This window comes from Pseudomonas sp. ABa2, assembly GCF_056676075.1.
In genome coordinates this window covers 1,030,131-1,051,486 of sequence record NZ_CM155239.1, presented here as the reverse complement: position 1 = coordinate 1,051,486, position 21,356 = coordinate 1,030,131, and the positions used below count along the sequence as shown (strand labels likewise).

General features: G+C 67.5%; 21 protein-coding genes. 11 read left to right on the top strand and 10 right to left on the bottom strand.

The features are described 5' to 3' along the window. Positions 1–9: 9 nt before the first annotated feature. Positions 10–501, bottom strand: a complete 492-nt coding sequence (ilvN, locus tag AC1G9C_RS05035; protein ID WP_021445770.1) for an acetolactate synthase small subunit — start codon at positions 499–501, stop codon at positions 10–12. A gap of 1 nt (position 502) precedes the next feature. Beyond that, positions 503–2,227, bottom strand: a complete 1,725-nt coding sequence (locus AC1G9C_RS05030) for an acetolactate synthase 3 large subunit (protein ID WP_480409601.1) — start codon at positions 2,225–2,227, stop codon at positions 503–505. 400 nt (positions 2,228–2,627) lie between these two features. Between AC1G9C_RS05030 and AC1G9C_RS05025 the strand changes: the two genes are divergently transcribed. After that, positions 2,628–3,062: a DUF4124 domain-containing protein gene (locus AC1G9C_RS05025; RefSeq protein WP_480409600.1), complete on the top strand. Its 435-nt coding sequence runs from the start codon at positions 2,628–2,630 to the stop codon at positions 3,060–3,062. Between the two features lie 19 nt (positions 3,063–3,081). Here AC1G9C_RS05025 and AC1G9C_RS05020 read toward each other — a convergent pair whose 3' ends face one another. The 3 genes from AC1G9C_RS05020 to mrcB form a co-directional block, all read right to left on the bottom strand. After that, entirely contained in the window at positions 3,082–3,411 is a 330-nt protein-coding gene (locus AC1G9C_RS05020; RefSeq protein WP_021445773.1) for a YqcC family protein, read from the bottom strand. After that, on the bottom strand, positions 3,411–4,088 hold the full coding sequence (locus AC1G9C_RS05015; protein WP_480410387.1) for a tetratricopeptide repeat protein: 678 nt from the start codon (positions 4,086–4,088) through the stop codon (positions 3,411–3,413). Before AC1G9C_RS05015 ends, AC1G9C_RS05020 begins: the two co-directional genes overlap by 1 nt. Before the next feature lie 63 nt (positions 4,089–4,151). Beyond that, positions 4,152–6,470 (bottom strand): penicillin-binding protein 1B, encoded by a 2,319-nt coding sequence (mrcB, locus tag AC1G9C_RS05010; RefSeq protein ID WP_480409599.1) that lies wholly within the window; start codon positions 6,468–6,470, stop codon positions 4,152–4,154. Positions 6,471–6,585: 115 nt separating this feature from the next. Between mrcB and AC1G9C_RS05005 the strand changes: the two genes are divergently transcribed. From AC1G9C_RS05005 to AC1G9C_RS04985, 5 genes are all read left to right on the top strand, one after another. Further along, positions 6,586–8,148, top strand: a complete 1,563-nt coding sequence (locus tag AC1G9C_RS05005) for a bifunctional aminoglycoside phosphotransferase/ATP-binding protein (RefSeq protein WP_480409598.1) — start codon at positions 6,586–6,588, stop codon at positions 8,146–8,148. Positions 8,149–8,236: 88 nt separating this feature from the next. Further along, on the top strand, positions 8,237–8,581 hold the full coding sequence (locus AC1G9C_RS05000; RefSeq protein ID WP_122110183.1) for a pentapeptide repeat-containing protein: 345 nt from the start codon (positions 8,237–8,239) through the stop codon (positions 8,579–8,581). A 1-nt stretch (position 8,582) separates the two neighbouring features. Beyond that, entirely contained in the window at positions 8,583–9,332 is a 750-nt protein-coding gene (locus AC1G9C_RS04995; protein WP_021445778.1) for a class I SAM-dependent methyltransferase, read from the top strand. Positions 9,333–9,363: 31 nt separating this feature from the next. Beyond that, the gene (locus AC1G9C_RS04990) at positions 9,364–9,636 is read left to right on the top strand and encodes a TfoX/Sxy family protein (protein WP_021445779.1); all 273 of its coding nucleotides are present in this window, start codon (positions 9,364–9,366) and stop codon (positions 9,634–9,636) included. 105 nt (positions 9,637–9,741) lie between these two features. After that, entirely contained in the window at positions 9,742–10,539 is a 798-nt protein-coding gene (locus AC1G9C_RS04985) for a cyclic nucleotide-binding domain-containing protein (protein WP_021445780.1), read from the top strand. Between the two features lie 363 nt (positions 10,540–10,902). On the opposite strand, the gene AC1G9C_RS04980 is transcribed toward AC1G9C_RS04985, so the two are convergent. Genes AC1G9C_RS04980 through AC1G9C_RS04970 form a run of 3 tightly spaced genes read right to left on the bottom strand, consistent with a single transcriptional unit; the run spans position 10,903 to position 13,611 of the window. Continuing rightward, entirely contained in the window at positions 10,903–11,787 is an 885-nt protein-coding gene (locus AC1G9C_RS04980; RefSeq protein WP_480409597.1) for a ChaN family lipoprotein, read from the bottom strand. Between the two features lie 16 nt (positions 11,788–11,803). Beyond that, positions 11,804–12,571, bottom strand: coding sequence for a heme ABC transporter ATP-binding protein (locus tag AC1G9C_RS04975; protein WP_480409596.1), 768 nt, complete (start codon positions 12,569–12,571; stop codon positions 11,804–11,806). Further along, positions 12,571–13,611 carry a FecCD family ABC transporter permease gene (locus AC1G9C_RS04970; protein ID WP_480409595.1) on the bottom strand — a complete coding sequence of 347 codons (1,041 nt, stop codon included), beginning with the start codon at positions 13,609–13,611 and terminating at the stop codon, positions 12,571–12,573. The genes AC1G9C_RS04975 and AC1G9C_RS04970 overlap by 1 nt, the downstream gene beginning before the upstream one ends. 515 nt (positions 13,612–14,126) lie before the next feature. On the opposite strand from AC1G9C_RS04970, the gene AC1G9C_RS04965 reads away from it, so the two are divergent. Further along, on the top strand, positions 14,127–14,444 hold the full coding sequence (locus AC1G9C_RS04965) for a Rieske (2Fe-2S) protein (RefSeq protein ID WP_021445512.1): 318 nt from the start codon (positions 14,127–14,129) through the stop codon (positions 14,442–14,444). A 70-nt stretch (positions 14,445–14,514) separates the two neighbouring features. On the opposite strand, the gene sfsA is transcribed toward AC1G9C_RS04965, so the two are convergent. Further along, positions 14,515–15,222 carry a DNA/RNA nuclease SfsA gene (sfsA, locus tag AC1G9C_RS04960; RefSeq protein WP_122110178.1) on the bottom strand — a complete coding sequence of 236 codons (708 nt, stop codon included), beginning with the start codon at positions 15,220–15,222 and terminating at the stop codon, positions 14,515–14,517. Next, positions 15,212–16,393 carry a pyridoxal phosphate-dependent aminotransferase gene (locus tag AC1G9C_RS04955; RefSeq protein WP_122110177.1) on the bottom strand — a complete coding sequence of 394 codons (1,182 nt, stop codon included), beginning with the start codon at positions 16,391–16,393 and terminating at the stop codon, positions 15,212–15,214. Before AC1G9C_RS04955 ends, sfsA begins: the two co-directional genes overlap by 11 nt. Positions 16,394–16,619: 226 nt before the next feature. Here AC1G9C_RS04955 and dksA point away from each other — a divergent pair, with 226 nt between their 5' ends. The 4 genes from dksA to AC1G9C_RS04935 all read left to right on the top strand — a co-directional run bounded on the left by dksA (position 16,620) and on the right by AC1G9C_RS04935 (position 21,347). Continuing rightward, entirely contained in the window at positions 16,620–17,066 is a 447-nt protein-coding gene (gene dksA, locus AC1G9C_RS04950; protein ID WP_021441858.1) for an RNA polymerase-binding protein DksA, read from the top strand. A 59-nt stretch (positions 17,067–17,125) separates the two neighbouring features. Beyond that, a complete protein-coding gene (gene gluQRS, locus AC1G9C_RS04945; protein WP_480409594.1) occupies positions 17,126–18,010 on the top strand; it encodes a tRNA glutamyl-Q(34) synthetase GluQRS in 885 nt (294 codons plus the stop codon). Between the two features lie 149 nt (positions 18,011–18,159). Further along, the gene (locus AC1G9C_RS04940) at positions 18,160–18,336 is read left to right on the top strand and encodes a hypothetical protein (protein ID WP_003244646.1); all 177 of its coding nucleotides are present in this window, start codon (positions 18,160–18,162) and stop codon (positions 18,334–18,336) included. Positions 18,337–18,392: 56 nt separating this feature from the next. Next, entirely contained in the window at positions 18,393–21,347 is a 2,955-nt protein-coding gene (locus AC1G9C_RS04935; protein WP_021441860.1) for a sensor histidine kinase, read from the top strand. Positions 21,348–21,356 lie beyond the last annotated feature (9 nt).

Here is a 21,356-nt window from a genome sequence, read left to right as displayed (position 1 = left end):
ACGCAGCGGTCAGATACTCAGTACCTTGTCGCCGCGGGCGATACCGGTGACGCCACTGCGCACAGTCTCCAGGATCGACGCGGTGCCGATGGCCTGGATGAAGCTGTCGAGCTTGTCACTGGTGCCGGCCAGCTGCACGGTGTAGACGCTGCTGGTCACGTCGACGATCTGCCCACGGAAGATGTCGGTGGTGCGCTTGACCTCGGCGCGCTGGGCGCCGGTGGCCTTGATCTTGACCAGCATCAGCTCGCGCTCGATATGGGCGCTCTCCGACAGGTTGACCAGCTTGACCACCTCGACCAGCTTGTTGAGGTTCTTGGTGATCTGCTCGATCACCTCGTCATGACCGATGGTGGTCAGCGTCAGACGCGACAGGGTCGGGTCCTCGGTCGGCGCCACGGTCAGGCTTTCGATGTTGTAGTTGCGCTGGGAGAACAGACCGACCACGCGGGACAGTGCGCCCGGCTCGTTTTCCATCAGCAGGGAGATGATGTGTCGCATCTTAGGTCCGCTCCGTCTTGCTCAGCCACATGTCGCGCATGGCACCGTCTCTGATCTGCATCGGATAGACGTGCTCGCTGTCGTCCACCGCGATGTCGAGGAACACCAGGCGGTTCTTCAGGGCGAAGGCTTCTTCCAGCTTGGGCTTGAGGTCCTTGAGCTGGGTGATGCGCATGCCCACGTGGCCATAGGCCTCGGCCAGCTTGACGAAGTCCGGCAGCGACTCCATGTAGGAGTGCGAGTAGCGGCTGTTGTACTGCATGTCCTGCCACTGGCGGACCATGCCCAACGCACCGTTGTTGAGGTTGACGATCTTCACCGGCAGGTCGTACTGCAGGCAGGTCGACAGCTCCTGAATGTTCATCTGGATGCTGCCCTCGCCGGTGACGCAGGCCACGTCGGCGTCCGGGAAGTTCAGCTTGACGCCCATGGCGGCCGGGAAGCCGAAGCCCATGGTGCCCAGGCCGCCGGAGTTGATCCAGCGATTGGGCTTGTTGAAGCGGTAGTACTGCGCCGCGAACATCTGGTGCTGACCGACATCGGAGGTGACGAAGGCGTCGCCGCGGGTCACTTCGCACAGGGCTTCGATCACGGTCTGCGGCTTGATGATCGAGCCGTCGCCCTCGTTGTAGGGGAACAGGCGACCGCTGCCGCGCCACTCGTCGATCTGCTTCCACCAGCTGGCGACGGTGTCCTTGTTCGGGGTTTCGCCGATTTCCTTGAGGATGGCGACCATCTCGGTCAGCACGCTATCCACCGGACCGACGATCGGGATGTCGGCCTTGATGGTCTTGGAGATCGAGGCCGGATCGATGTCGATGTGGATGATCTTGGCGTTCGGGCAGAACTTGGCCGGACCGTTGATCACCCGGTCGTCGAAGCGCGCGCCGACGGCGAGAATCACGTCGGCATGGTGCATCGCCAGGTTGGCGGTGTAGCTGCCGTGCATGCCGAGCATGCCGAGGAACTGGCGGTCGGTGCCCGGATAGCCGCCCAGGCCCATCAGGGTGTTGGTCACCGGCAGGTTGAGCATCTGCGCCAGCTCGGTCAGCGGCGCCGCGGCGCCGCCCATGATCACCCCGCCACCGGAGTACATCACCGGACGCTTGGCGGCCAGGAGCATCTCGGCGGCCTTGCGGATCTGCCCGGAATGACCGCGCACCGCGGGGCTGTAGGAGCGCAGCTTGACCTTCTTCGGATAGACGTACTCGAACTTCTCGGCCGGGTTGGTCATGTCCTTGGGAATGTCCACCACCACCGGGCCGGGACGGCCGGATTCGGCGAGATAGAAGGCCTTCTTCATCACTTCGGGAATTTCCGAAGGGTGCTTGATCATGAAGCTGTGTTTCACGATGGGCCGGGAGATACCGATCATGTCGGTTTCCTGGAAGGCATCGGTGCCGACCATGGCGCTCGGCACCTGGCCGGAGATCACCACCATCGGGATGGAGTCCATGTAGGCGGTGGCGATGCCGGTGATGGCATTGGTCGCACCGGGACCGGAGGTCACCAGCACCACACCGGCCTTGCCGGTGGCGCGGGCATAGCCGTCGGCCATATGGGTCGCTGCCTGTTCGTGACGAACCAGGATGTGGGTCACATCCGGTTCTTTGAACAGGGCATCGTAGATATGCAGGAGAGCACCACCAGGGTACCCGTAGATGTGCTTAACGCCTTCGTCACGCAGGAAGCGGACGACCATTTCAGCGCCGGATAAAAGCTCCACGTTGTTCACCTCTTGAACGCCAGTATGCCACCCGACAACGGGTAGCCCTAAGTAGGTCTTACTGTCAGCGGACATGCACGACGGTGATCGTGGATTCGGAACATCAGCTTGACGAGTAACGGAGCAGCCCATGGTCTTGCGGGGCTGACCCTCCCAGCGCGAGGTAACGCGTTGCGGGTGTCACGGTTCGGCGCGGGTAGCGCCTCTTTGCCCCGAGCTGAAGGACGCTTGCGGCGGACTCCACTGCGGGGAAGGCTGGATTGTTCGGGTTCGGCGGGGGCAAGTCAAGCGATGTGTAACCGATTATTCGAGCCACCGCTGTGACGCAGCGCAGGATGAAGATTGTCGGCTTTTGGTTATAGTAACCGGCAGCACCGCAGCTTTTGAGAAAGGAAACCGCATGCGCCACATGATTCTAACTGGCAGTTTGATGCTTGCTCTGAGCGCAACCGCCATGGCCAGCCAGGTCTACAAGTGGGTGGATGCGCAGGGCGTGACCCACTTCAGCGCGCAGCCGCCGCAGGGCCAGCCCGCCACCGCGATCAACACCTCCGCTCCACCGCCGCGCCAGGCACCGGCCGAGCCCGCGACCAGCGTCGAGGAACTGCTCGACCCGGAACAGGCGGCTATCGACAAGAAGGTCAAGGAACAGGTGGCCGCCCAGGAGGCCGAGCGCAAGCAATACTGCGCAAGCGCCCGCACCAACCTGGCGCAACTGGAGAACAATCCGCGCCTGCGCATCGAGGACGAAGGCGAAGTGCGCCGCATCGACGAGAACGAGCGTCAGGAACGTATCACCGAGCTGAAGAAGTCCATCGCGGAAAACTGCAACTGACCCTTCCTGCGTGCGCCCGTCAGGGCGCAGCTGTCAGCAGGCGATCGAACTCGCCCAACAATTCCAGCAGCCGGCGCGCAACGCCCGGCTGTTCGCGATAGACCATCTCGGCCATGACCTGAATCCCCGACACCGACGGCAGCGCGGCGTCGGCCTCGAGCAGCTGCTTCATGCGCGGCAGGAAGATCCACTGCAGCCACTGCTCGAAAGTCAGGCTGTCGACGCAGAACGGCTCCTGGCTGGCCAGGGCTTCGGCGCTGGGCGCCTGCTCATCCCACCAGCCGAGCAGACGCAACTCGCGCTCGATCAGCAACAATTGCTCGGCCAACAACGCGACGCGGGCCTCCATCAGAGACTCACCCGCGCCCGTTCGCGCGCCTGCGCGGCGCCGGCCGGGTCGCCCTGACGCTCCCGCGCCTGGGCGATCAGGTTCCACAGGCTGGCCTGCAAGGCCGGACGACCACTGGCGTAGGTCAGGCCGCGGCGGGCGAACTGCTCGGCCTGCGCCGCATCGCCCTGGGCCAGACGCACCTCGGCCAGGCGATAGAGCACCTGTGGCTCGCGCGGGGCGATGCGCTGGGCACGCTCCAGACTGGAGGACGCGCCGTTGAGGTCGCCACTGCCCTGCTGCTGCTGGGCCGTGGTCAACAGCGCCAGCACCGGGCCGTCGAGCTGTTCGTCTGCAGCCAAGCCGCCGCCGCTGGGAATACCGCTGGGCATGCTCGGTGCGGGCGCGCTGAAACCGCCCTGGGCCGGCACCGCCGGCTGGCTGACCGGCGGCGGGTCGAAGGTCAGCCCGCCACTGGAGGTAATGGGCTGCGGGCTGGTCTGCAGCGGGGCCGAGACGACGCCCTGCGGGACCATGACCACCACCCCGGAATCCTCTTCGATACGCTGCGGCGCGGCCGCCGGGCCAGGGGATGCGCCGCCGACACTGCCGGACGACAGCGGAGCACCGGCGTCAATGACCGGAATCGAGCCCTGCGGCACCGTACTGCAACCGCCCAGCACCGTCGTTGCCAGCATCGCGGCAAGCCACTTGTTGTTCACATGCAATCCTCTTCAGAAAACGCCGGATCTGTCCGACCCTCAGTTCAGCCAGCCGCGCACCCAGTCCATCACCGACTCGACCGGCGCCTGGATGCCGCAGGCAGGCCCGGGGGGCGGCTCGCTGCCGCGAATATAAGGCATCTGCACCGCATTCGGGCAGCCCGAAGCCGAACCCTGGCCGCTGTAGCCGTCGACCCAGGCCTGGGTGACGTTGTCCGGCATCGGCATGTCCAGCGGCAGCGGGTCGGCCTTGCGCATGAAGCCGGCCCACACCTGCAGGGCGCCGGTGGCGCCGGTCAGCGGAGTCGGGCCGTTGTCGTCACGCCCCAGCCAGACCACCGCCAGCAGGTCCTGGCTGAAGCCGGCGAACCAGCTGTCGCGCGAATCGTTGCTGGTGCCGGTCTTGCCGGCCAGGGTCAGCGAGCGGGGCAGCTGGCTGTATACCGAACGCCCGGTGCCTTCGCTCATGGTGCGCTGCATGGCGTTCTGCACCAGGTAGATGGCGCCCGGATCGAAACGCTGCTGGATCTGGAAGGGGTAGCGGCCGAGCGGCTCGCCGTCGGCGGTGAGCACGCTGCGAATGCCGCGCAACGGCGTGTTGAAGCCGCCGTTGGCCAGGGTCTGGTACATGTTCGCCACTTCCATCGGGGTCAGCGCGCCGGCGCCCAACAGCATCGACGGATAGGCCGGCCACTGGCGCTCGACGCCCAGTCGCTCGAGGGTCTTGAGCACGTTGGGCACGCCGATTTCCAGGCCGAGCTTGGCCGTGGACAGGTTGTACGACTGCGCCAGCCCCTGGTACAGGTAGATGGTGCCGTGGGCCTTGCGGTCATAGTTCTGCGGCTTCCACACCTGGCCGTCCTGGCCCTTGATGGAGAACGGCTCGTCCCGCAGCCAGCTGGTCAGGGTGTACTGGCTGGGTCGCTCCAGCGCCGACAGATAGATCGCCGGCTTGATCAGCGAGCCGATCGGCCGCAGCGCATCGAGGGCGCGGTTGAAGCCGGCGAAGCGCGGCTGGCGGCTGCCGATCAGGGCCTGTACCTCGCCGGTTTCCGGGTTGGTCACCACCATGCCGGCCTGCACCTCGTCCACCCCCTTGCGCCCGGCCAGGCGCTTGAGGGTCTCGGCCAGCGCCTCCTCGGCCTTGAGCTGGAGGATGGGGTCGAAACTGGTGAAGATGCGCAGACCCTCTTCGGTCAGATCCTGCTCGCGGTAGTCCTCGCGCAGCTGGCGCTTGACCAGGTCGAGGAAGGCCGGGAAGGTGCTGTCGGCCATGCTGCCGCGCGCGGTCACGCCCAGGGGTTTCTGCTTGGCGGCGGCGGCTTCCTCGACGGTGATCGACCCTTGCTCGGCGAGCAGGTCGAGCACCAGGTTGCGTCGTTCCAGCGCGCGTTCGGGGTTGCGCCGCGGGTTGTAGAAGGTCGGTCCCTTGACCATGCCGACCAGCAGCGCGACCTGCTCCAGCTTCAGCTCGGCGACCGGCTGGCTGAAGAAGTACTGACTGGCCAGGCCGAAGCCGTGCACCGCGCGCTGGCCGTCCTGACCGAGGAACACCTCGTTCATGTAGGCTTCGAGGATCTCGCGCTTGTCGTAGTGCAGCTCCAGCAGCACCGCCATCATCGCTTCGGTGGCCTTGCGCACCAGGGTGCGTTCGTTGGTCAGGTAGAAGTTCTTCACCAACTGCTGGGTCAGGGTACTGCCGCCCTGCACCAGGCGCCCCGAGGTGGCGTTGATCCACATGGCGCGGGCGATGCCCTTGGGCGAGACACCGAAGTGATCGAAATAGTCGCGGTCCTCGACCGCCACCAGCGCATCGATCAGGTAGGCCGGCACCTGGTCCAGCTTGATCAGGATGCGGTCTTCCTGATGCGCCGGGTAAAGCCCGCCGATCAGCAGCGGCTCCAGCCGCGCCACCGCCAGGTTGCTGCCATCGGCCTGGGTCAGGCCCGCCACGTAGTCGCCGGAGAAGCGCACGCGCACCCGTTGCGAGGGTTCGACGCCCTCGTAGAACTGGAAGCCGCGGCTGTGCAGCTCGATGCTGTTGCCGGCCACCGACACCGCGCCCGGGCCGTTGGCCAAGCTCTCGCGGCGGTAACCCAGGGCGTCGAGCTCGCGCAGGAAGTCGTCCTTGCCCAGCTTCTGGCCGACGAACAGCTCCAGCGGCCGCGCGTAGACCTTGGCCGGCACCGTCCAACGCTTGCCGGAGAATTTCTCCTGCACCACGGCATCGAGGTAAACGGCGAAACCGGCGAGGATCACCAGGCCGACCAGACCGAGCTTGAGCCCCCAGGCGAGCCAGGGACGCAGACCGGTGGAACGGGATTTCTTGCTTGAGCGGGGGGAGCGTTTTCGAGTCATGGCGGGATTATACGCACTTTACATAGGGGCCAGCAGCGCCGCCCGGACGGTTTGCAGAGCAGCTCACAGCGGCCATAATGCCGACCTCGAACAGCGTCTATAACAAGGATCGAACGTGAGCCAAGCCCTGATTGCCGCATTGCAGAACCCGGCCCTGTATCCGCATCCTGTGGAGGGGTTTCAACTGATTGAGACCCACATTTCCTGGGTTTTGCTCACTGGTCCTTATGCCTACAAGATCAAAAAACCGGTCAACTTCGGTTTCCTCGATTTCACCGATCTCGCCGCGCGCAAGCACTTCTGCGAGGAGGAACTGCGCCTGAACCAACGCCTGACCGACGACCTGTACCTGGAGGTACTGGCCATCGGCGGCAGCGCCGAGGCGCCGGTGCTGGGCGGCGACACGCCGGCCATCGAATACGCGCTGAAGATGCGCCAGTTTCCCCAGGAGCAGCTGCTCAGCGCCGTGCAGGCGCGCGGCGAGCTGGGTGATGCGCATATCGACGCGCTCGCCGAGCAGATCGCCGCCTTCCACCTGAGCGCGCCGCGGGTGCCGCAGGACCACCCGCTGGGCACGGCCGAGGCGGTGATGGCCCCGGTGCAGCAGAACTTCGAGCAGATCCGTCCGCTGCTCGCCGACAAGGCCGATCTGCAGCAGCTCGATGCCCTCGAAGCCTGGGCGCAGTCCAGCTACGCGCGGCTGCAGCCGCTTCTGACCGAGCGCAAGGCGCAGGGTTTCATTCGCGAGTGTCACGGCGACATCCACCTGGGCAACGTCGCGCAGATCGACGGCCGCGTGGTGCTGTTCGACTGCATCGAGTTCAACGAGCCGTTCCGCCTGATCGACGTCACCGCAGACGCCGCCTTCCTCGCCATGGACCTGGAAGACCGCGGCCTCAAGTGCCTGTCGCGGCGCTTCGTCAGCGCCTGGCTGGAGCGCACCGGCGACTATGCCGCGCTGCAGTTGCTGAATTTCTACAAGGCCTACCGCGCCATGGTGCGCGGCAAGGTCGCGCTGTTCCGCCTCGGCCAGGAGCAGGACCCGGTGCAGCGCGCGGTGATCCTGCGCCAATACCGCGCCTACGCCGCCCTGGCGGAAAGCTACAGCGCCATTCCCTCGCCCTTTCTGGCCATCACCCACGGCGTCTCGGCCGTCGGCAAGAGTCACGTGGCGCTGCGCCTGGTCGAGGCCCTGGGCACCATCCGCCTGCGCTCCGACGTCGAGCGCAAGCGCCTGTTCGGCGAGCAGGACGCCGCCCACCAGGGCCAGCTGGCAGACGGCATCTACAACGCCGATGCCAGCGCCGCCACCTATGCGCGCCTGCACCAGCTGGCGCGCCAGGCGCTGCAGGCCGGCTTCCCGGTGGTGATCGACGCCACCTACCTCAAGGCCGAGCAGCGCCGGGCCGCCAGCGAGGTCGCCGAGCAGACCGGCGCGCCCTTCCTGATCCTCGACTGCCAGGCGCCCGAGGCGGTGATCGCCGGCTGGCTGGCGCAGCGCCAGAGCGAGGGCCGCGACCCCTCCGACGCCACCCTCGAGGTGATCCAGGCGCAGCAGGCCACGCGCGAGGCGCTCGACGACGACGAGCTGGCCCACAGCAAGCGCGTCGACACCCACGACAGCGCCAGCCTGGACAGCCTGGTGGAACGTATTCGCCAGCGTCTGCCGGGGCTCTGAGTCCCGCCCACCACAAGTTGGCACGCCGCGCCGGGCAAAGCGCGGCGCGGCTTCTATACTGCCGGTGAACTCGCCACCGGTAACCCCCATGAGCCAGCCACGCCAGCTCGACCACCCGCTCTATCGCCTGCTGCGCAACGACGACATCGCCGCCTTCAACGCCCAGAAACCCACAGACGTCGCCGTCGACCTGTCCGGCGGCGACTTTCGCGGGCTCGACCTGCGCAGCCTGGACGCCGCCGGGGTGATCTTCACCGACGCCTACTTCCGCGGCGCCGACCTGCGCGGCCTGGATTTGCGCCACGCCCAGCTGGAGGGCGCCAGCCTGGCCCACGCGCAGATTTCCGGCGCCTACTTTCCGGTCGAACTGAGCGCGGACGAAATTCTCATGTCGGTGAATTTCGGCACCCGCCTGCGCTATCGCAGCAAGTGACATGAGCGACGTCGCCCAACTGTTCGGCGCGCGCGCCGACGCCTACGCCAGCTTCCGCCCAGCCTACCCGGACGCCCTGTTCGACTGGCTGGCCGCACACAGCCCGGGCCGGCGCCTAGCGCTGGATATCGCCTGCGGCAACGGCCAGGCCAGCCTTCCCCTGCTGCGCCACTTCGAACGGGTGCTGGCCTGCGACGCCAGCGCCGCCCAGCTGGCGCAAACGCCCCCGGCCGCCGGCCTGCACCTGCTGGCAGCCGATGCGCGCAGGCAGCCGCTGGCCGACGCCAGTGTCGACCTGATCGTCGTCGCCCAGGCCCTGCACTGGTTCGCCGACGCCGCGTTCTTCGCCGAAGTCGCCCGTCTGCTGCGCCCTGGCGGGCTGTTCTGCGCCTGGTGTTACAGCCTGATGAGCATCGATGCGCGGCTCGATCCGCTGATCGAGCACTTCTACGCCAGCACCCTGGCCGGCTGCTGGCCGACGGGCCGCGGCAGCGTCGATGCCGGCTACCGCGATATCCAGGCGCCGCTGCAGCCCCTGCCAGTGCCGCCCTTCGCCCTCTCGGCGCACTGGGACCTAGCACAACTGCTCGGCTACCTGCGCACCTGGTCGGCGGTGCAACGCTGGGAACAGCGTCACGGCCGCGACCCGGTGGCCGAACTGACGCCGGCGCTGCGCGCCGCCTGGGGCGACGAAGGCGAGCGGCGCACTGTCAATTGGCCGCTACACTTCTTGGCAGGCACGCCTACGTGAACCTCTTCCTCACGCCATGCATGGAGGCCCGATGAACGACGAGCTGCAACACCTGAAAAACCTGGGCAAGACCTCGGCGCAATGGCTGCACGCCGTCGGCATCCACAGCGCCAACGACCTGCGTCGCTACGGCGCGGTCGGCGCCTATCGTGCGGTGCGCGCCCGCGGTTTTCGCGCCTCCAAGGTGCTGCTCTACGCCATCGAGGGCGCCCTGCTCGACGTGCACTGGAACGAGCTGCCGCCGGCGCACAAGGCCGAACTCAACGGCCGCCTCGACGAAGCCCAGAGCTACAACAAGAGCTAGCTCACAACCCCAGCGCGAGAGGATTTACGCGCAAGGCGCCGCAGCCTATTGTTTCAGGGACCTTCGTGTGGTCAGCCAGCCCAGCCAGTTCAAGGAATTACGGTTATGTATTTACTCGGGGAGCAACCGGCCTACGCCGATCAGCTGATCAACCGCCTGCAGAGCATCCCCACGCAGCTGCTGGAAGGGCTACAGGCCGTCGGTGCGCCGCTGCGTCTGGAACGGGTCGAGGACCTGGCCCAGGTGCTGCCGGGCAACCAGTTGTTCATCATCGAGAATGGCCTGCTCCACGCGGTAGTCGACGAACGGCCGCTGTTCTACCTGCAGGAAGGCGACCTGGTCGGCCTGCGCCAGGGCATCGACCTGCCGAGCTGCCGCTACAGCAGCGAGGAGCCGATCAGCCTGATTCCCTACTCGCGCAGCGAAGTGTTCCAGCACATCTACGCCAGCGAGCAGCGCCAGGAACAGTTCATCCACTACCTGATCGGCCACACCGCCCTGCTCTCCGACGCCCTGGCGCGCCTGAAGCAGCCGGAGATTCGCCCGGCCACCGGTTTCCAGCACTTCGCCGCCGGCGAGGAGCTGATCCACCAGGGCGACGAAGCCGATCACGTGTTCATCATCATCGAGGGCCACGCCGAGGCCTACGTCGACGGGCAGAAGGTCGGCGACGTGCAGAAGGACGAGATCTTCGGCGCCATGGCCGTGTTCACCCGCGAGAAGCGCAGCGCCACGGTGGTGGCCAGCGAGCCCTGCACGGTGATGGTGATTCCCAAGGAGCAATTCCTCAGCCTGATGCAGAGCAACCCGCGCATCGCCCACAGCCTGATCGAGAGCATGGCGCGGCGCATCGACCTGCTCAACAAGGAAGTCACCCAGCTGCGCCAGCCGGCTGCGTCCTGAGTCCTGAGTCCGCGCGCGGCACACCAACCCCGGCCAGGCGCCGGGGTTTTGCCTCTCTGGGCACAGGAAAAGGCGCTGAGAGAAATTCTCAAAAAGCCGTTGACTATGAAATGAGAATTGTTATTATTACCTCAACTGGTCGCGAGATCAGCCGATAAGCTAAAGAGACCATTCAGTCGGACTCTTCAGACTATCTCCTCATCAGGCTAATCACGGTTATTGACCCGGCTCTTGCCGGGTCTTTTTTTGCCTGCGCGAAAGCCTGTAGGGCGGGCTCGGGAACGCCGGCGAACAGTCCGTCATTGGCCGTCGGCGTACTGCCTGCGGCGAGTGCGTGCTGGCCAGGTGACTCGGCGACAGGTCCTAGGGTCGCAGCTTGGCGCAGTGATCCTGCTGCGGCTGCGCCGCGGTGAACCAGGCGTAGTCGGCCTGCGCGGCGCTGACCGGCTTGCCGACCTCGGCGAGGATCAGCACCGCCTGCCCCGCGCCGGCGCCGAGGTCGGCCAGGTGCAGCGGTACGCCCAGATCCTTGCGCACATGGAAGGCGCCGGCCAGCAGCAGGCTGGGCTGCGGCGCCGCCAGCAGCGCCTCGGCCATGCGTCGGTCGCGCTGCTGCTGCACGGCGAGCATGGCCGGCAGCTGACTGTCCGGCAGCAGTTGGCAATGCGACTCGCGGATATCCTCCAGCAGCCTGGCCTGCACCTGCGCCGCCGCGGAGCGCTCGCCCTGCAGGGCCGGCCGCTGCCGGTAGATCTGCAGAATCTCGGCGCGCTGCAGATTGGCCGCCAGCAACGGATAGGGCTGGCGCAGCTGGTGCAACACCAGCGGTCCGTACAACGACCAGTCCCAGCCCGGCTGCCAGCTCAGCGCGCCGAAGGGGTCGCCGGGCAGTCGACCGGCGCGGGCGGCGGCCTGGGCGGCGGCGACCTTGTCCTGCTGATCGGGCGTGAGCATTTCCAGCAGCACGCTGCCCTGCGGGCGCCGTTTTGCCAGCTCGCGTGACAGCCACAGCTGCAGCGCATGGTGATCGGGATTGTCATGCTGCTCGCCGACCAGCACCCGCTCGGCCCGTGCCAGCCGTTCGACCAGCTGCTGCGGGCTGATCGAGCGACCGCTGGCCAGCTCGAGGATACGGCCGAGGTCGGCGTGCTCGCGCCCCAGCGGCGCGATGGGCGCAGGCGGCGGCAGCACCTCGCGGGACTGACAGGCTGCGACCAGAACCAGACAGCAGAGCAGAAGGATGCGCATGGATGCCCCTGAGTCGTCAGCGCGCCACGATCAACGGATGACCGCGCTCGGGATGAGCCTGCACCAGCACCTCCAGACCGAACACCGCCTGCAGCGGCTCGGCGCGCAGCACTTCGGCCGGCGTGCCGAAGGCATGCGCCCTGCCCCGCTCCAGCAACAGCAGGCGGTCGCAATAACGGGCGGCCAGGTTGAGGTCGTGGAGGATCACCAGCACCGCGGCGCCGGCCTCGGCCAGACGCCGGGTGGCCTGCAGGCAGGTGTGCTGGTGCAGCGGGTCGAGCATCGAGGTCGGCTCGTCGAGCAGCAGTATCTGCCCCGCCCCGCCCGGCCACAGCTGCGCCAGCACCCGCGCCAGGTGCACGCGCTGGCGCTCGCCGCCGGACAGCGCCAGGTAGCTGCGTCCGCTCAGGTGCGCGGCATCCGCCGCACGCAGCGCTTCCTGGACGATCTGTGCATCGCGCGCGCGGCCGCTGGCATGGGGCAGACGGCCCATCGCGACGACCTCCTCGACGCGAAAGGCGAAATTCAGGCTCGAGCTCTGCGGCAGCACCGCCAGGCGCCTGGCGCGCTCCGCCCCCGGCCAGTCGCCGAGCGGACGCCGATCCAGGCTCACCCGCCCGGCGCTGGGCGGCAGCTCGCCGGCCAGGGCGGCGAGCAGGGTGCTCTTGCCGGCGCCGTTGGGGCCGAGCACGCCGAGCACCTCGCCCGCCTGCAGCTGCAGGTCGATGCCACTGAGCACGGCGCACTGGCCGCGGCGGACTTCCAGTTGTTCGGCCCGCAGCATCAGCTCCGCCCCCGCACCAGCAGATAAAGGAAGAACGGCGCGCCTATCAGCGCGGTGACGATGCCAATCGGCAGCTCGGCCGGCGCCAGCACCAGGCGCGCGGCGAGGTCGGCCAACAACAGTAGGCTGGCGCCGGCCAGCGCCGAGGCCGGCAGCAGCAGACGATGGTCGGGGCCGACCAGCAGGCGCATCAGGTGCGGCACCACCAAACCGATAAAGCCGATCAGGCCGGCCGCCGCCACCGCGGCGCCGACGCCCAGCGCGGTACAGAACACCAGTTCACGCTTGAGCCGCTCCACCTCGAAACCCAGGTGGCGCGCCTCGGATTCGCCCAGCAGCAGCGCGTTCAAGGCACGCGCGCGACGCGGCAACCACAGCGCCACCGCCGCGGTGGCCAGCAGCAGCGGCCAGAGCCGGGCGTAGCTGGCGCCGTTGAGGCTGCCCAGGTTCCAGAAGGTCAGGGTGCGCAGGGTGGCGTCGTCGGCGAGGTAGGTGAACAGGCCGATGGCCGCCCCCGCCAGGGCGGTGAGGGCGATGCCGGCCAGCAGCATGGTGGCGACGCTGGTCTGCCCGTCGCGCCGCCCCAGGCGGTAGACCAGGGCGGTGACCAGCAGGCCGCCGACGAAGGCGCAAGCGGACAGCAGATAGGGGGCGAAGGCCTCCGGCAGGCCGCCGAACGCGGCGCCGCCAACTATCGCGAGCGCCGCCCCCAGCGCCGCGCCGCTGGACACGCCGACCAGGCCGGGATCGGCCAGCGGGTTGCGGAACAGCCCCTGCATGGCCACCCCGCACAAGGCCAGGACCATGCCCACCGTCAGCCCGAGCAGGGTACGCGGCATGCGGATCTGCGCCAGGATCAGCTCGGCCTGCTCGACCGCCGCGTCGCCGGCCAGGGGCAGACCGAGCAGGCGCAAGGCCGCCCGCAGGGTATCGCCCAGCGCCAGGCTGACCGGCCCCAGGGCCAGCGACAGCCAGAGTGCGAGTACGAGCAACAGGCCCAGGGCGATGAACAATGGGCGTGGTTGAAGGGTGGGAGTCATGGCTGGCGCTGGGCTTCGGCGGTCTGAGGTTGGCTGGCAGGATAAAAGCCCGCGGCCAGCATCGCCAGCCCATCCGGCACGCGCGAGCCGAGGCCGCCGACCTGCAGGGTCGGGTCTAGCGCCAGCAGCGCCTCGCTGGACAGCGCCTGCTAGCCGCTGCAGCAGCTGCAGGGCGGCCACCGCCTGGGCCTGACCGCCGAGCGCTTGGAGCGCGAAGAGGACATCGACAGCCGCATCAACCAGGGCACGGCCACCTGCCCCGCTCACACGACGCCCGCGAAAGCAACGAGCGCCAGCGCCTGTCGTTCGACCATCGCTTCCAGGCCCGGGACGCCAGCGGCGCGCTCGACTGGGCGGAAAGCATCGTCTACTGGCAACCGGCGGCCACTACTACAGCAAGCCAGGGCGCAGCTTACGCGCCCCGGCGTCCTGGCAGTTCTGCGGTTCTGCTTGGCGCAGGGATGCGCCCCCTTTCTTCCTGCGGGATAATCGCGCCACCTGAAACGGAGACCGCGATGATCCGCCTATGCGCCCCGAGCGAGCTGGCCGAAGGCCAGAGCCGGGGCTTTCTGCTCGACCAGTTGAACCTGCTCGCCGTGCGCAAGGACGGCCGCGTGCATGCCTACCTCAATCGCTGCCCGCACCGCGGCGTGCCGCTGGAGTGGCAGGCGGACCGCTTTCTCGACGACAGCGGCAGCCTGATCCAGTGCGCCACCCACGGCGCGCTGTTTCTGATCGACTCCGGCGAATGCGTCGCCGGGCCCTGCGCCGGGCAGGCGCTGCAGGCCATCGAGTGCCGCGAGGACGCCGAAGGTATCTGGATAGAGGCCTAGGGTGGACATGCCGCAGGCTTGTCCACCGTCGCCACATTCCCGTGCCAGACAAGGCTGCACCATGTCCGGCCTACGCCAACACCTCCAGCCTGCGCATCAGGGCGATACCTGCGGGGCTGATCTCGGCGCCGTAGGCCAGCACTTCCACGCCGGCCGCCCTGGCCTCGCGCAGGCCGGCGGCGTAGGCCGGGTCGATCTCCTCGGCGGCGCGCACAGCGCGAATACCGGACAGGTTCACGCAGTAAAGCTGCACCGTGCGCACCCCGGCACGCGCCAGCGCGGCCAGCTCGCGCAGGTGCCTGGCGCCGCGCGCGGTCACCGCATCGGGAAAGGCCGCCACGTCCGTGTCGGGGAAACCCAGGGTCACGCTCTTGACCTCGACATAGGCCGGGCCGTCGGGGTAATCCAGGCGAAAATCGGCGCGGCTGTTCTCCACCCCGTAGGGCACCTCGCGCTTGAGCGCAACGAAACCGGCCAGCTCGGCGATCAGCCCGGCGCGCAGCGCCTCCTCCACCAGCGAATTGGCCCGCGCGGTATTGATGCAGGCCAGGCGCCCCTGTGGCGTTTCGCTCAGCTCCCAGCTACCCGGCAGCTTGCGTTTGGGGTCGTTGCTGCGGCTGAACCACACCCGGCAGCCCGCGCTCATGCAGTTGAGCATCGAGCCGGTGTTGGCGCAGTGGATGGTCAGCGCCTCGCCGCTGACGCTCTCGATATCGGCGAGAAAGCGCTTGTAGCGGCGCAGCAGCCGCCCCTCCTCCAGTGGCGGATCAAAGCGCATCGGGGTTCCAGCTGCTCAAGCCGCGGGCGATGCGCTCGACCGCCTGCTCCAGGCGCTCGAGGTTCTGCGTATAGGCGAAGCGCACATGATGGCCGGCCTGGTGGCGGCCGAAATCCAACCCCGGGGTGAAGGCCACGTACTCGGTCTCGATGAAGTGGCGACAGAAGGCGAAGGCGTCGCCGCCGAAGGCCGAGATGTCCGCGTATAGATAGAAGGCGCCTTCAGGCTCCACGGCGATACCGAAGCCCAGCTCGCGCAGCGCCGGCAGCAGGTAGTCGCGGCGGCGCTGGAACTCGTGGCGGCGCTCTTCGAGAATCGCCAGGGTGGCCGGCTGGAAACAGGCCAGCGCGGCATGCTGGGCCATGGACGGCGCACTGATGTAGAGGTTCTGCGCCAGTTTCTCCAGCTCGGGCACCGCGTTTTCCGGCGCCACCAGCCAGCCGAGGCGCCAGCCGGTCATGCCGAAATATTTGGAGAAACTGTTGAGCACGAAGGCCTCGTCGTCCACTTCCAGCACGCTGGCAGCGTCACAGCCGTAGGTCAGGCCGTGGTAGATCTCGTCCACCACCAGATGGCCGCCACGCTGCTTGAGGCAGGCGGCCAGCGCCGCCATCTCGTCCTTGTGCAGCAGGGTGCCGGTAGGGTTGGCCGGCGAGGCGACCAGCGCGCCGACGCTGTCCGAATCCCAATGCCGCTCCACCAGTTGCGGGGTCAGCTGGTAACGCACCTCGGGGCCGACCGGCACCAGTTGCGCGGCACCTTCCACCAGGCGCAGGAAATGGCGGTTGCAGGGGTAACCGGGGTCGGCCAGCAGCCAGTGCTTGCCCGGGTCGACCAGCAGGCTCGCGGCCAGCAACAGCGCGCCGGAGCCACCGGGGGTAATGAGGATGCGTTCAGGGTCTATGCTTAGCCGATGTCGCGCACCGTAGAAGTCGGCGATGGCCTGGCGCAGGGCCGGCACACCGCGCGCCGCGGTGTAGCGAGTGTGGCCGGCGGCCAGCGCCGCCTGGCCGGCCTCGACTATGGGCGCGGCAGTGGTGAAATCCGGCTCGCCGATTTCCAGGTGGATGACATCGTGGCCGGCGGCCTGCAGTTCGTTGGCCCGCGCCAGCAAGGCCATGACGTGAAAGGGTTCGATGGCGCGACTGCGCGCACTGTAGAGCTGAGCCATGGGCCTGCCTTGCGAGGTTTCGAGGCGCGGATTCTAGCAGGGCTCGACAAAACCACGGATGGGCTTCGAGCTTTTGTGTACGAGGGCGGCAAACCATGGACAACCGGGAGTAGCGCACCCCGATTCGATCTGGTAAGTTCGCCCGCTTGCAGCCGCAGGGCCGAGTTCGGATCGGCAATGGACATAACCTGCGCAGTGGATTCGAGAGAGTGAGAGGCGGTCATCCATGCCCACCAAAGAAAAAGCAAAGAGCACTAGCCAGCTGGTTCGCGGTTTCCAGCCCTACGAAGAGAAGAAGGGCGAGGAATACATGAGCGAGCCGATGCGCGCTCACTTCACCGGCATCCTCAACAAGTGGAAGCTGGAGCTGATGCAGGAAGTCGACCGTACCGTGCACCATATGCAGGACGAAGCGGCCAACTTCCCCGATCCGGCCGACCGCGCCAGCCAGGAAGAAGAGTTCAGCCTGGAACTGCGCGCCCGCGACCGCGAGCGCAAGCTGATCAAGAAGATCGACGAGACCCTGCAGCTGATCGAAGACAACGACTACGGCTGGTGCGACTCCTGCGGCGTGGAAATCGGCATCCGCCGCCTCGAAGCCCGCCCCACCGCCACCCTGTGCATCGACTGCAAGACCCTGGCGGAAATCAAGGAAAAGCAGATCGGTTCCTGAACCGACGACGGGGCGCCTAGGCGCCCCGCTCTGTTTCTGCCCTTCACGCTGCGCCAGCGATGAACGACTCCTATATCGGGCGCTTCGCCCCCACCCCCAGCGGCTACCTGCACTTCGGCTCGCTGGTCGCCGCCCTCGCTTCCTACCTCGACGCCCGCGCCGCCGGCGGTCGCTGGCTGCTGCGCATGGAAGACCTCGACCCGCCGCGGGAAGTGCCCGGCGCCCAGGACGCCATCCTGCGCACCCTGGAAACCTACGGTTTCGCCTGGGACGGCGAGCTGGTGTACCAGCGCGATCGACATGCCGAGTACGCCGCGGTGATCGAGCGGCTGCTGGCTCAGGGCCTGGCCTATGCCTGCACCTGCTCGCGCAAGCAGTTGGCCGGGTACGGCGGTATCTACCCCGGCACCTGCCGCGATGCCGGCCACGCCGAGCATGGCGCCGCCATCCGCCTGCGCGTGCCGCAGCTGGAATACCGCTTCGTCGACCGCGTGCAGGGCGAGTTCGGCCAGCAGCTGGGACGCGAGGTGGGCGATTTCGTCATCCGCCGCCGCGACGGCCTGTTCGCCTACCAGCTCGCCGTGGTGCTGGACGACGCCTGGCAGGGGGTGACCGACGTGGTACGCGGCGCCGACCTGCTCGACTCCACGCCGCGCCAGCTCTACCTGCAGGAACTGCTCGGGCTGCCGCAGCCGCGCTACCTGCACGTGCCGCTGATCATCCAGCCCGACGGCCACAAGCTGGGCAAGAGCTACCGCTCGCCGCCGCTGCCTGCCGAACAGGCCAGTCCCCTGCTGCTGCGCGCCTTGCGCGCCCTGGGCCAGCAAGCGCCCGCCGAGTTGCAGGGCGCCGCGCCCGCCGAGCTGCTGGCCTGGGGCATCGCCCACTGGGACGCCAGCCGCATTCCGCGCAGCCGCACCCTGGCCGAGGCGCAGCTGCGCTGACAACCGCGTAGGCTGCGCTACGCGCACCGAGGCCGTATGCCCGGTCTTCATAGAAGGTGCGCGCGGCGCAGCCTACATACGGCCTCAAGTTTGTGGCTTGCACCGCGCGCCTTCCTTTACCATCGCCGCATCCCCCGACGAGATGCCGCATGTATATCTACCGATTGGTTCTGATCCTGGTGGTGGGGATCTACCTGTTCTCCCCGGCCATCATGGACTGGTGGATCGACCCCAATGGCGCCTGGTACCGGCCCTACCTGCTGTGGCTGATCCTGATCGTCGTCACCTTCATCTTGCAGAGCCAACGCGATGCCGATGAACTCTGACTCGAACCGGAGCCCCTCGAGCGCTCCCCCTTATTCCCATTCGCAGAGCCAACGCGATGCTGACGAGCTTTAGCCTGAGCGAGCTGATCCTGATCAGCGCCGGCTACCTGTTGATCCTGTTCGGCGTCGCCTGGGTCAGCGAACACGGCCTGATTCCGCGCTGGATCATCCGCCATCCGCTGACCTACACCCTGTCGCTGGGCGTCTACGCCAGCGCCTGGGCCTTCTACGGCACGGTGGGCCTGGCCTACCAGTACGGTTATGGCTTCCTCGCCAGCTACCTGGGGGTGTCCGGCGCCTTTCTGCTGGCGCCGGTGCTGCTCTACCCGATCCTGCGCATCACCCGCACCTACCAGCTGTCGTCGCTGGCCGACCTGTTCGCCTTCCGCTTTCGCAGCACCTGGGCCGGGGTGCTGACCACCCTGTTCATGCTGATCGGCGTGCTGCCGCTGCTGGCCCTGCAGATCCAGGCGGTGGCCGACTCCATCGGCATCCTCAGCCGCGAGCCGCTGCAGGAGAAGGTCGCGCTGAGCTACTGCGGGCTGATCATCCTGTTCACCATCCTGTTCGGCGCCCGCCATATCGCCACCCGCGAGAAGCACGAAGGCCTGGTCTTCGCCATCGCCTTCGAGTCGCTGGTCAAGCTGGTGGCGCTAGGCGTGATCGGCTGGTACGCGCTGTACCAGGTGTTCGGCGGCCCGCGCGAGCTGGAGATGTGGCTGGTGCAGAACCAGGCCGCACTGGCGACCCTGCACACGCCGCTGCAGGAAGGCCCCTGGCGCACCCTGCTGCTGGTGTTCTTCGCCTCGGCCATCGTCATGCCGCACATGTACCACATGACCTTCACCGAAAACCTCAACCCGCGCGCCATGGTCAGCGCCAGCTGGGGCCTGCCGCTGTTTTTGCTGCTGATGAGCCTGGCGGTGCCGCTGATCCTCTGGGCCGGACTCAAGCTCGGCGCCACCACCAACCCGGAGTACTTCACCCTGGGGCTGGGCATTGCGGTGAACAGCGAGGCGCTGGCGCTGCTGGCCTACGTCGGCGGCCTGTCGGCCTCCAGCGGGCTGATCATCGTCAGCACCCTGGCGCTGTCGGGCATGGCGCTCAACCACCTGGTGCTGCCGCTGTACCAGCCGCCGGCCGAGGGCAATATCTACCGCTGGCTGAAATGGACGCGGCGCGCGCTGATCGCCTTCATCATCATGGCCGGCTACGGCTTCTACCTGCTGCTCGGCGCCCAGCAGGACCTGGCCAACCTGGGCATAGTCGCATTCGTCGCCACCCTGCAGTTCCTCCCCGGCGTGCTCTCGGTGCTGTACTGGCCGACCGCCAACCGCCGCGGCTTTCTTGCCGGACTGCTGGCCGGCATCGGCGTCTGGGCGCTGACCATGCTGCTGCCGCTGCTGGGCAACCTGGAAGGCTTCTACCTGCCGCTGTTCAACGTCATCTACGTGCTCGACGATGCCAGCTGGCACCTGGCGGCCATCGCCTCGCTGGCGGCCAACGTGCTGGTGTTCACCCTGGTGTCGCTGTTCACCGAGGCCAGCCCCGAGGAAAAGAGCGCCGCCGAGGCCTGCGCGGTGGACAACGTGCGCCGCCCGCAACGCCGCGAGCTGGTGGCGGTGTCGCCGCAGGAGTTCGCCGCCCAGCTGGCCAAGCCGCTCGGCGCCAAGACCGCCCAGCGCGAGGTGGAACAGGCCCTGCGCGACCTGCACCTGCCGTTCGACGAGAGCCGCCCCTATGCCCTGCGCCGCCTGCGCGACCGCATCGAGGCCAACCTCTCCGGGCTGATGGGCCCCAGCGTGGCGCAGGACATAGTCGAGACCTTCCTGCCCTACAAGTCCGGCAGCGAGGGCTACGTCACCGAGGATATCCACTTCATCGAGAGCCGCCTGGAGGACTACCAGTCGCGCCTCACCGGCCTGGCCGCCGAGCTCGACGCGCTGCGCCGCTACCACCGCCAGACCCTGCAGGAACTGCCGATGGGCGTCTGCTCGCTGGCCAAGGATCAGGAGATCCTGATGTGGAACCGGGCCATGGAGGAACTCACCGAGATTCCCGCGCAGCGCATCGTCGGCTCGCGCCTGTCGGCGCTGGCCGAGCCCTGGCAGGGCCTGCTGCAGACCTTCATCGAACTGCCCGACCAGCACCTGCACAAGCAGCACCTGGCCGTCGACGGACAGATCCGCTGGCTCAACCTGCACAAGGCCGCCATCGACGAGCCGCTGGCGCCGGGCAACAGCGGCCTGGTGCTGCTGGTCGAGGACCTCACCGAAACCCAGCTGCTGGAAGACAAGCTGGTGCACTCCGAGCGCCTGGCCAGCATCGGCCGCCTGGCCGCCGGGGTGGCCCACGAGATCGGCAACCCGATCACCGGCATCGCCTGCCTGGCGCAGAACCTGCGCGAGGAGCGCGAAAGCGACCCCGAGCTGATCGAGATCAGCGGGCAGATTCTCGAGCAGACCAAGCGCGTGTCGCGCATCGTCCAGTCGCTGATGAGCTTCGCCCACTCCGGCAGCCACCAGCGCAGCGAGGAGCCGGTGTGCCTGGCCGACGTGGCGCAGGACGCCATCGGCCTGCTGTCGCTGAACAAGCGCAACTTCGACATCCAGTTCTACAACCTCTGCGACCCGCAGCACTGGGCCGAGGGCGATCCGCAGCGCCTGGCCCAGGTGCTGATCAACCTGCTGTCCAATGCCCGCGACGCCTCGCCGCCCGGCGGCGCCATTCGCGTGCGCAGCGAGGCCAGCGAACACACCGTCGACCTGATCGTCGAGGACGAAGGCAGCGGCATTCCCAAGGCGATCATCGACCGCCTGTTCGAGCCGTTCTTCACCACCAAGGACCCCGGCGAGGGCACCGGGCTGGGCCTCGCGCTGGTCTATTCGATCGTGGAAGAGCATTATGGGCAGATAACAATCGACAGCCCGGCCGACCCCGAGCGCCAACTCGGCACTCGTATTCGGGTCACCCTGCCAAGGCATGTCGAGGCGACGTCCGTAGCGATGTAACTAGCGACC

Excerpts from the sequence above, each read along its gene's own strand:
- gluQRS (WP_480409594.1), top strand. The coding sequence starts at position 17,126 with ATGAACGACTCCTATATCGGGCGCTTCGCCCCCACCCCCAGCGGCTAC.
- sfsA (WP_122110178.1), bottom strand. The coding sequence starts at position 15,222 with ATGCGCTTTGATCCGCCACTGGAGGAGGGGCGGCTGCTGCGCCGCTAC.
- AC1G9C_RS04955 (WP_122110177.1), bottom strand. The coding sequence starts at position 16,393 with ATGGCTCAGCTCTACAGTGCGCGCAGTCGCGCCATCGAACCCTTTCAC.
- AC1G9C_RS05025 (WP_480409600.1), top strand. The coding sequence starts at position 2,628 with ATGCGCCACATGATTCTAACTGGCAGTTTGATGCTTGCTCTGAGCGCA.
- AC1G9C_RS04995 (WP_021445778.1), top strand. The coding sequence starts at position 8,583 with ATGAGCGACGTCGCCCAACTGTTCGGCGCGCGCGCCGACGCCTACGCC.
- AC1G9C_RS04980 (WP_480409597.1), bottom strand. The coding sequence starts at position 11,787 with ATGCGCATCCTTCTGCTCTGCTGTCTGGTTCTGGTCGCAGCCTGTCAG.
- AC1G9C_RS04985 (WP_021445780.1), top strand. The coding sequence starts at position 9,742 with ATGTATTTACTCGGGGAGCAACCGGCCTACGCCGATCAGCTGATCAAC.
- ilvN (WP_021445770.1), bottom strand. The coding sequence starts at position 501 with ATGCGACACATCATCTCCCTGCTGATGGAAAACGAGCCGGGCGCACTG.
- AC1G9C_RS05020 (WP_021445773.1), bottom strand. The coding sequence starts at position 3,411 with ATGGAGGCCCGCGTCGCGTTGTTGGCCGAGCAATTGTTGCTGATCGAG.
- AC1G9C_RS04975 (WP_480409596.1), bottom strand. The coding sequence starts at position 12,571 with ATGCTGCGGGCCGAACAACTGGAAGTCCGCCGCGGCCAGTGCGCCGTG.
- AC1G9C_RS05015 (WP_480410387.1), bottom strand. The coding sequence starts at position 4,088 with ATGCTGGCAACGACGGTGCTGGGCGGTTGCAGTACGGTGCCGCAGGGC.
- mrcB (WP_480409599.1), bottom strand. The coding sequence starts at position 6,470 with ATGACTCGAAAACGCTCCCCCCGCTCAAGCAAGAAATCCCGTTCCACC.
- AC1G9C_RS04970 (WP_480409595.1), bottom strand. The coding sequence starts at position 13,611 with ATGACTCCCACCCTTCAACCACGCCCATTGTTCATCGCCCTGGGCCTG.
- AC1G9C_RS05000 (WP_122110183.1), top strand. The coding sequence starts at position 8,237 with ATGAGCCAGCCACGCCAGCTCGACCACCCGCTCTATCGCCTGCTGCGC.
- AC1G9C_RS04940 (WP_003244646.1), top strand. The coding sequence starts at position 18,160 with ATGTATATCTACCGATTGGTTCTGATCCTGGTGGTGGGGATCTACCTG.
- AC1G9C_RS04965 (WP_021445512.1), top strand. The coding sequence starts at position 14,127 with ATGATCCGCCTATGCGCCCCGAGCGAGCTGGCCGAAGGCCAGAGCCGG.
- dksA (WP_021441858.1), top strand. The coding sequence starts at position 16,620 with ATGCCCACCAAAGAAAAAGCAAAGAGCACTAGCCAGCTGGTTCGCGGT.
- AC1G9C_RS04935 (WP_021441860.1), top strand. The coding sequence starts at position 18,393 with ATGCTGACGAGCTTTAGCCTGAGCGAGCTGATCCTGATCAGCGCCGGC.
- AC1G9C_RS04990 (WP_021445779.1), top strand. The coding sequence starts at position 9,364 with ATGAACGACGAGCTGCAACACCTGAAAAACCTGGGCAAGACCTCGGCG.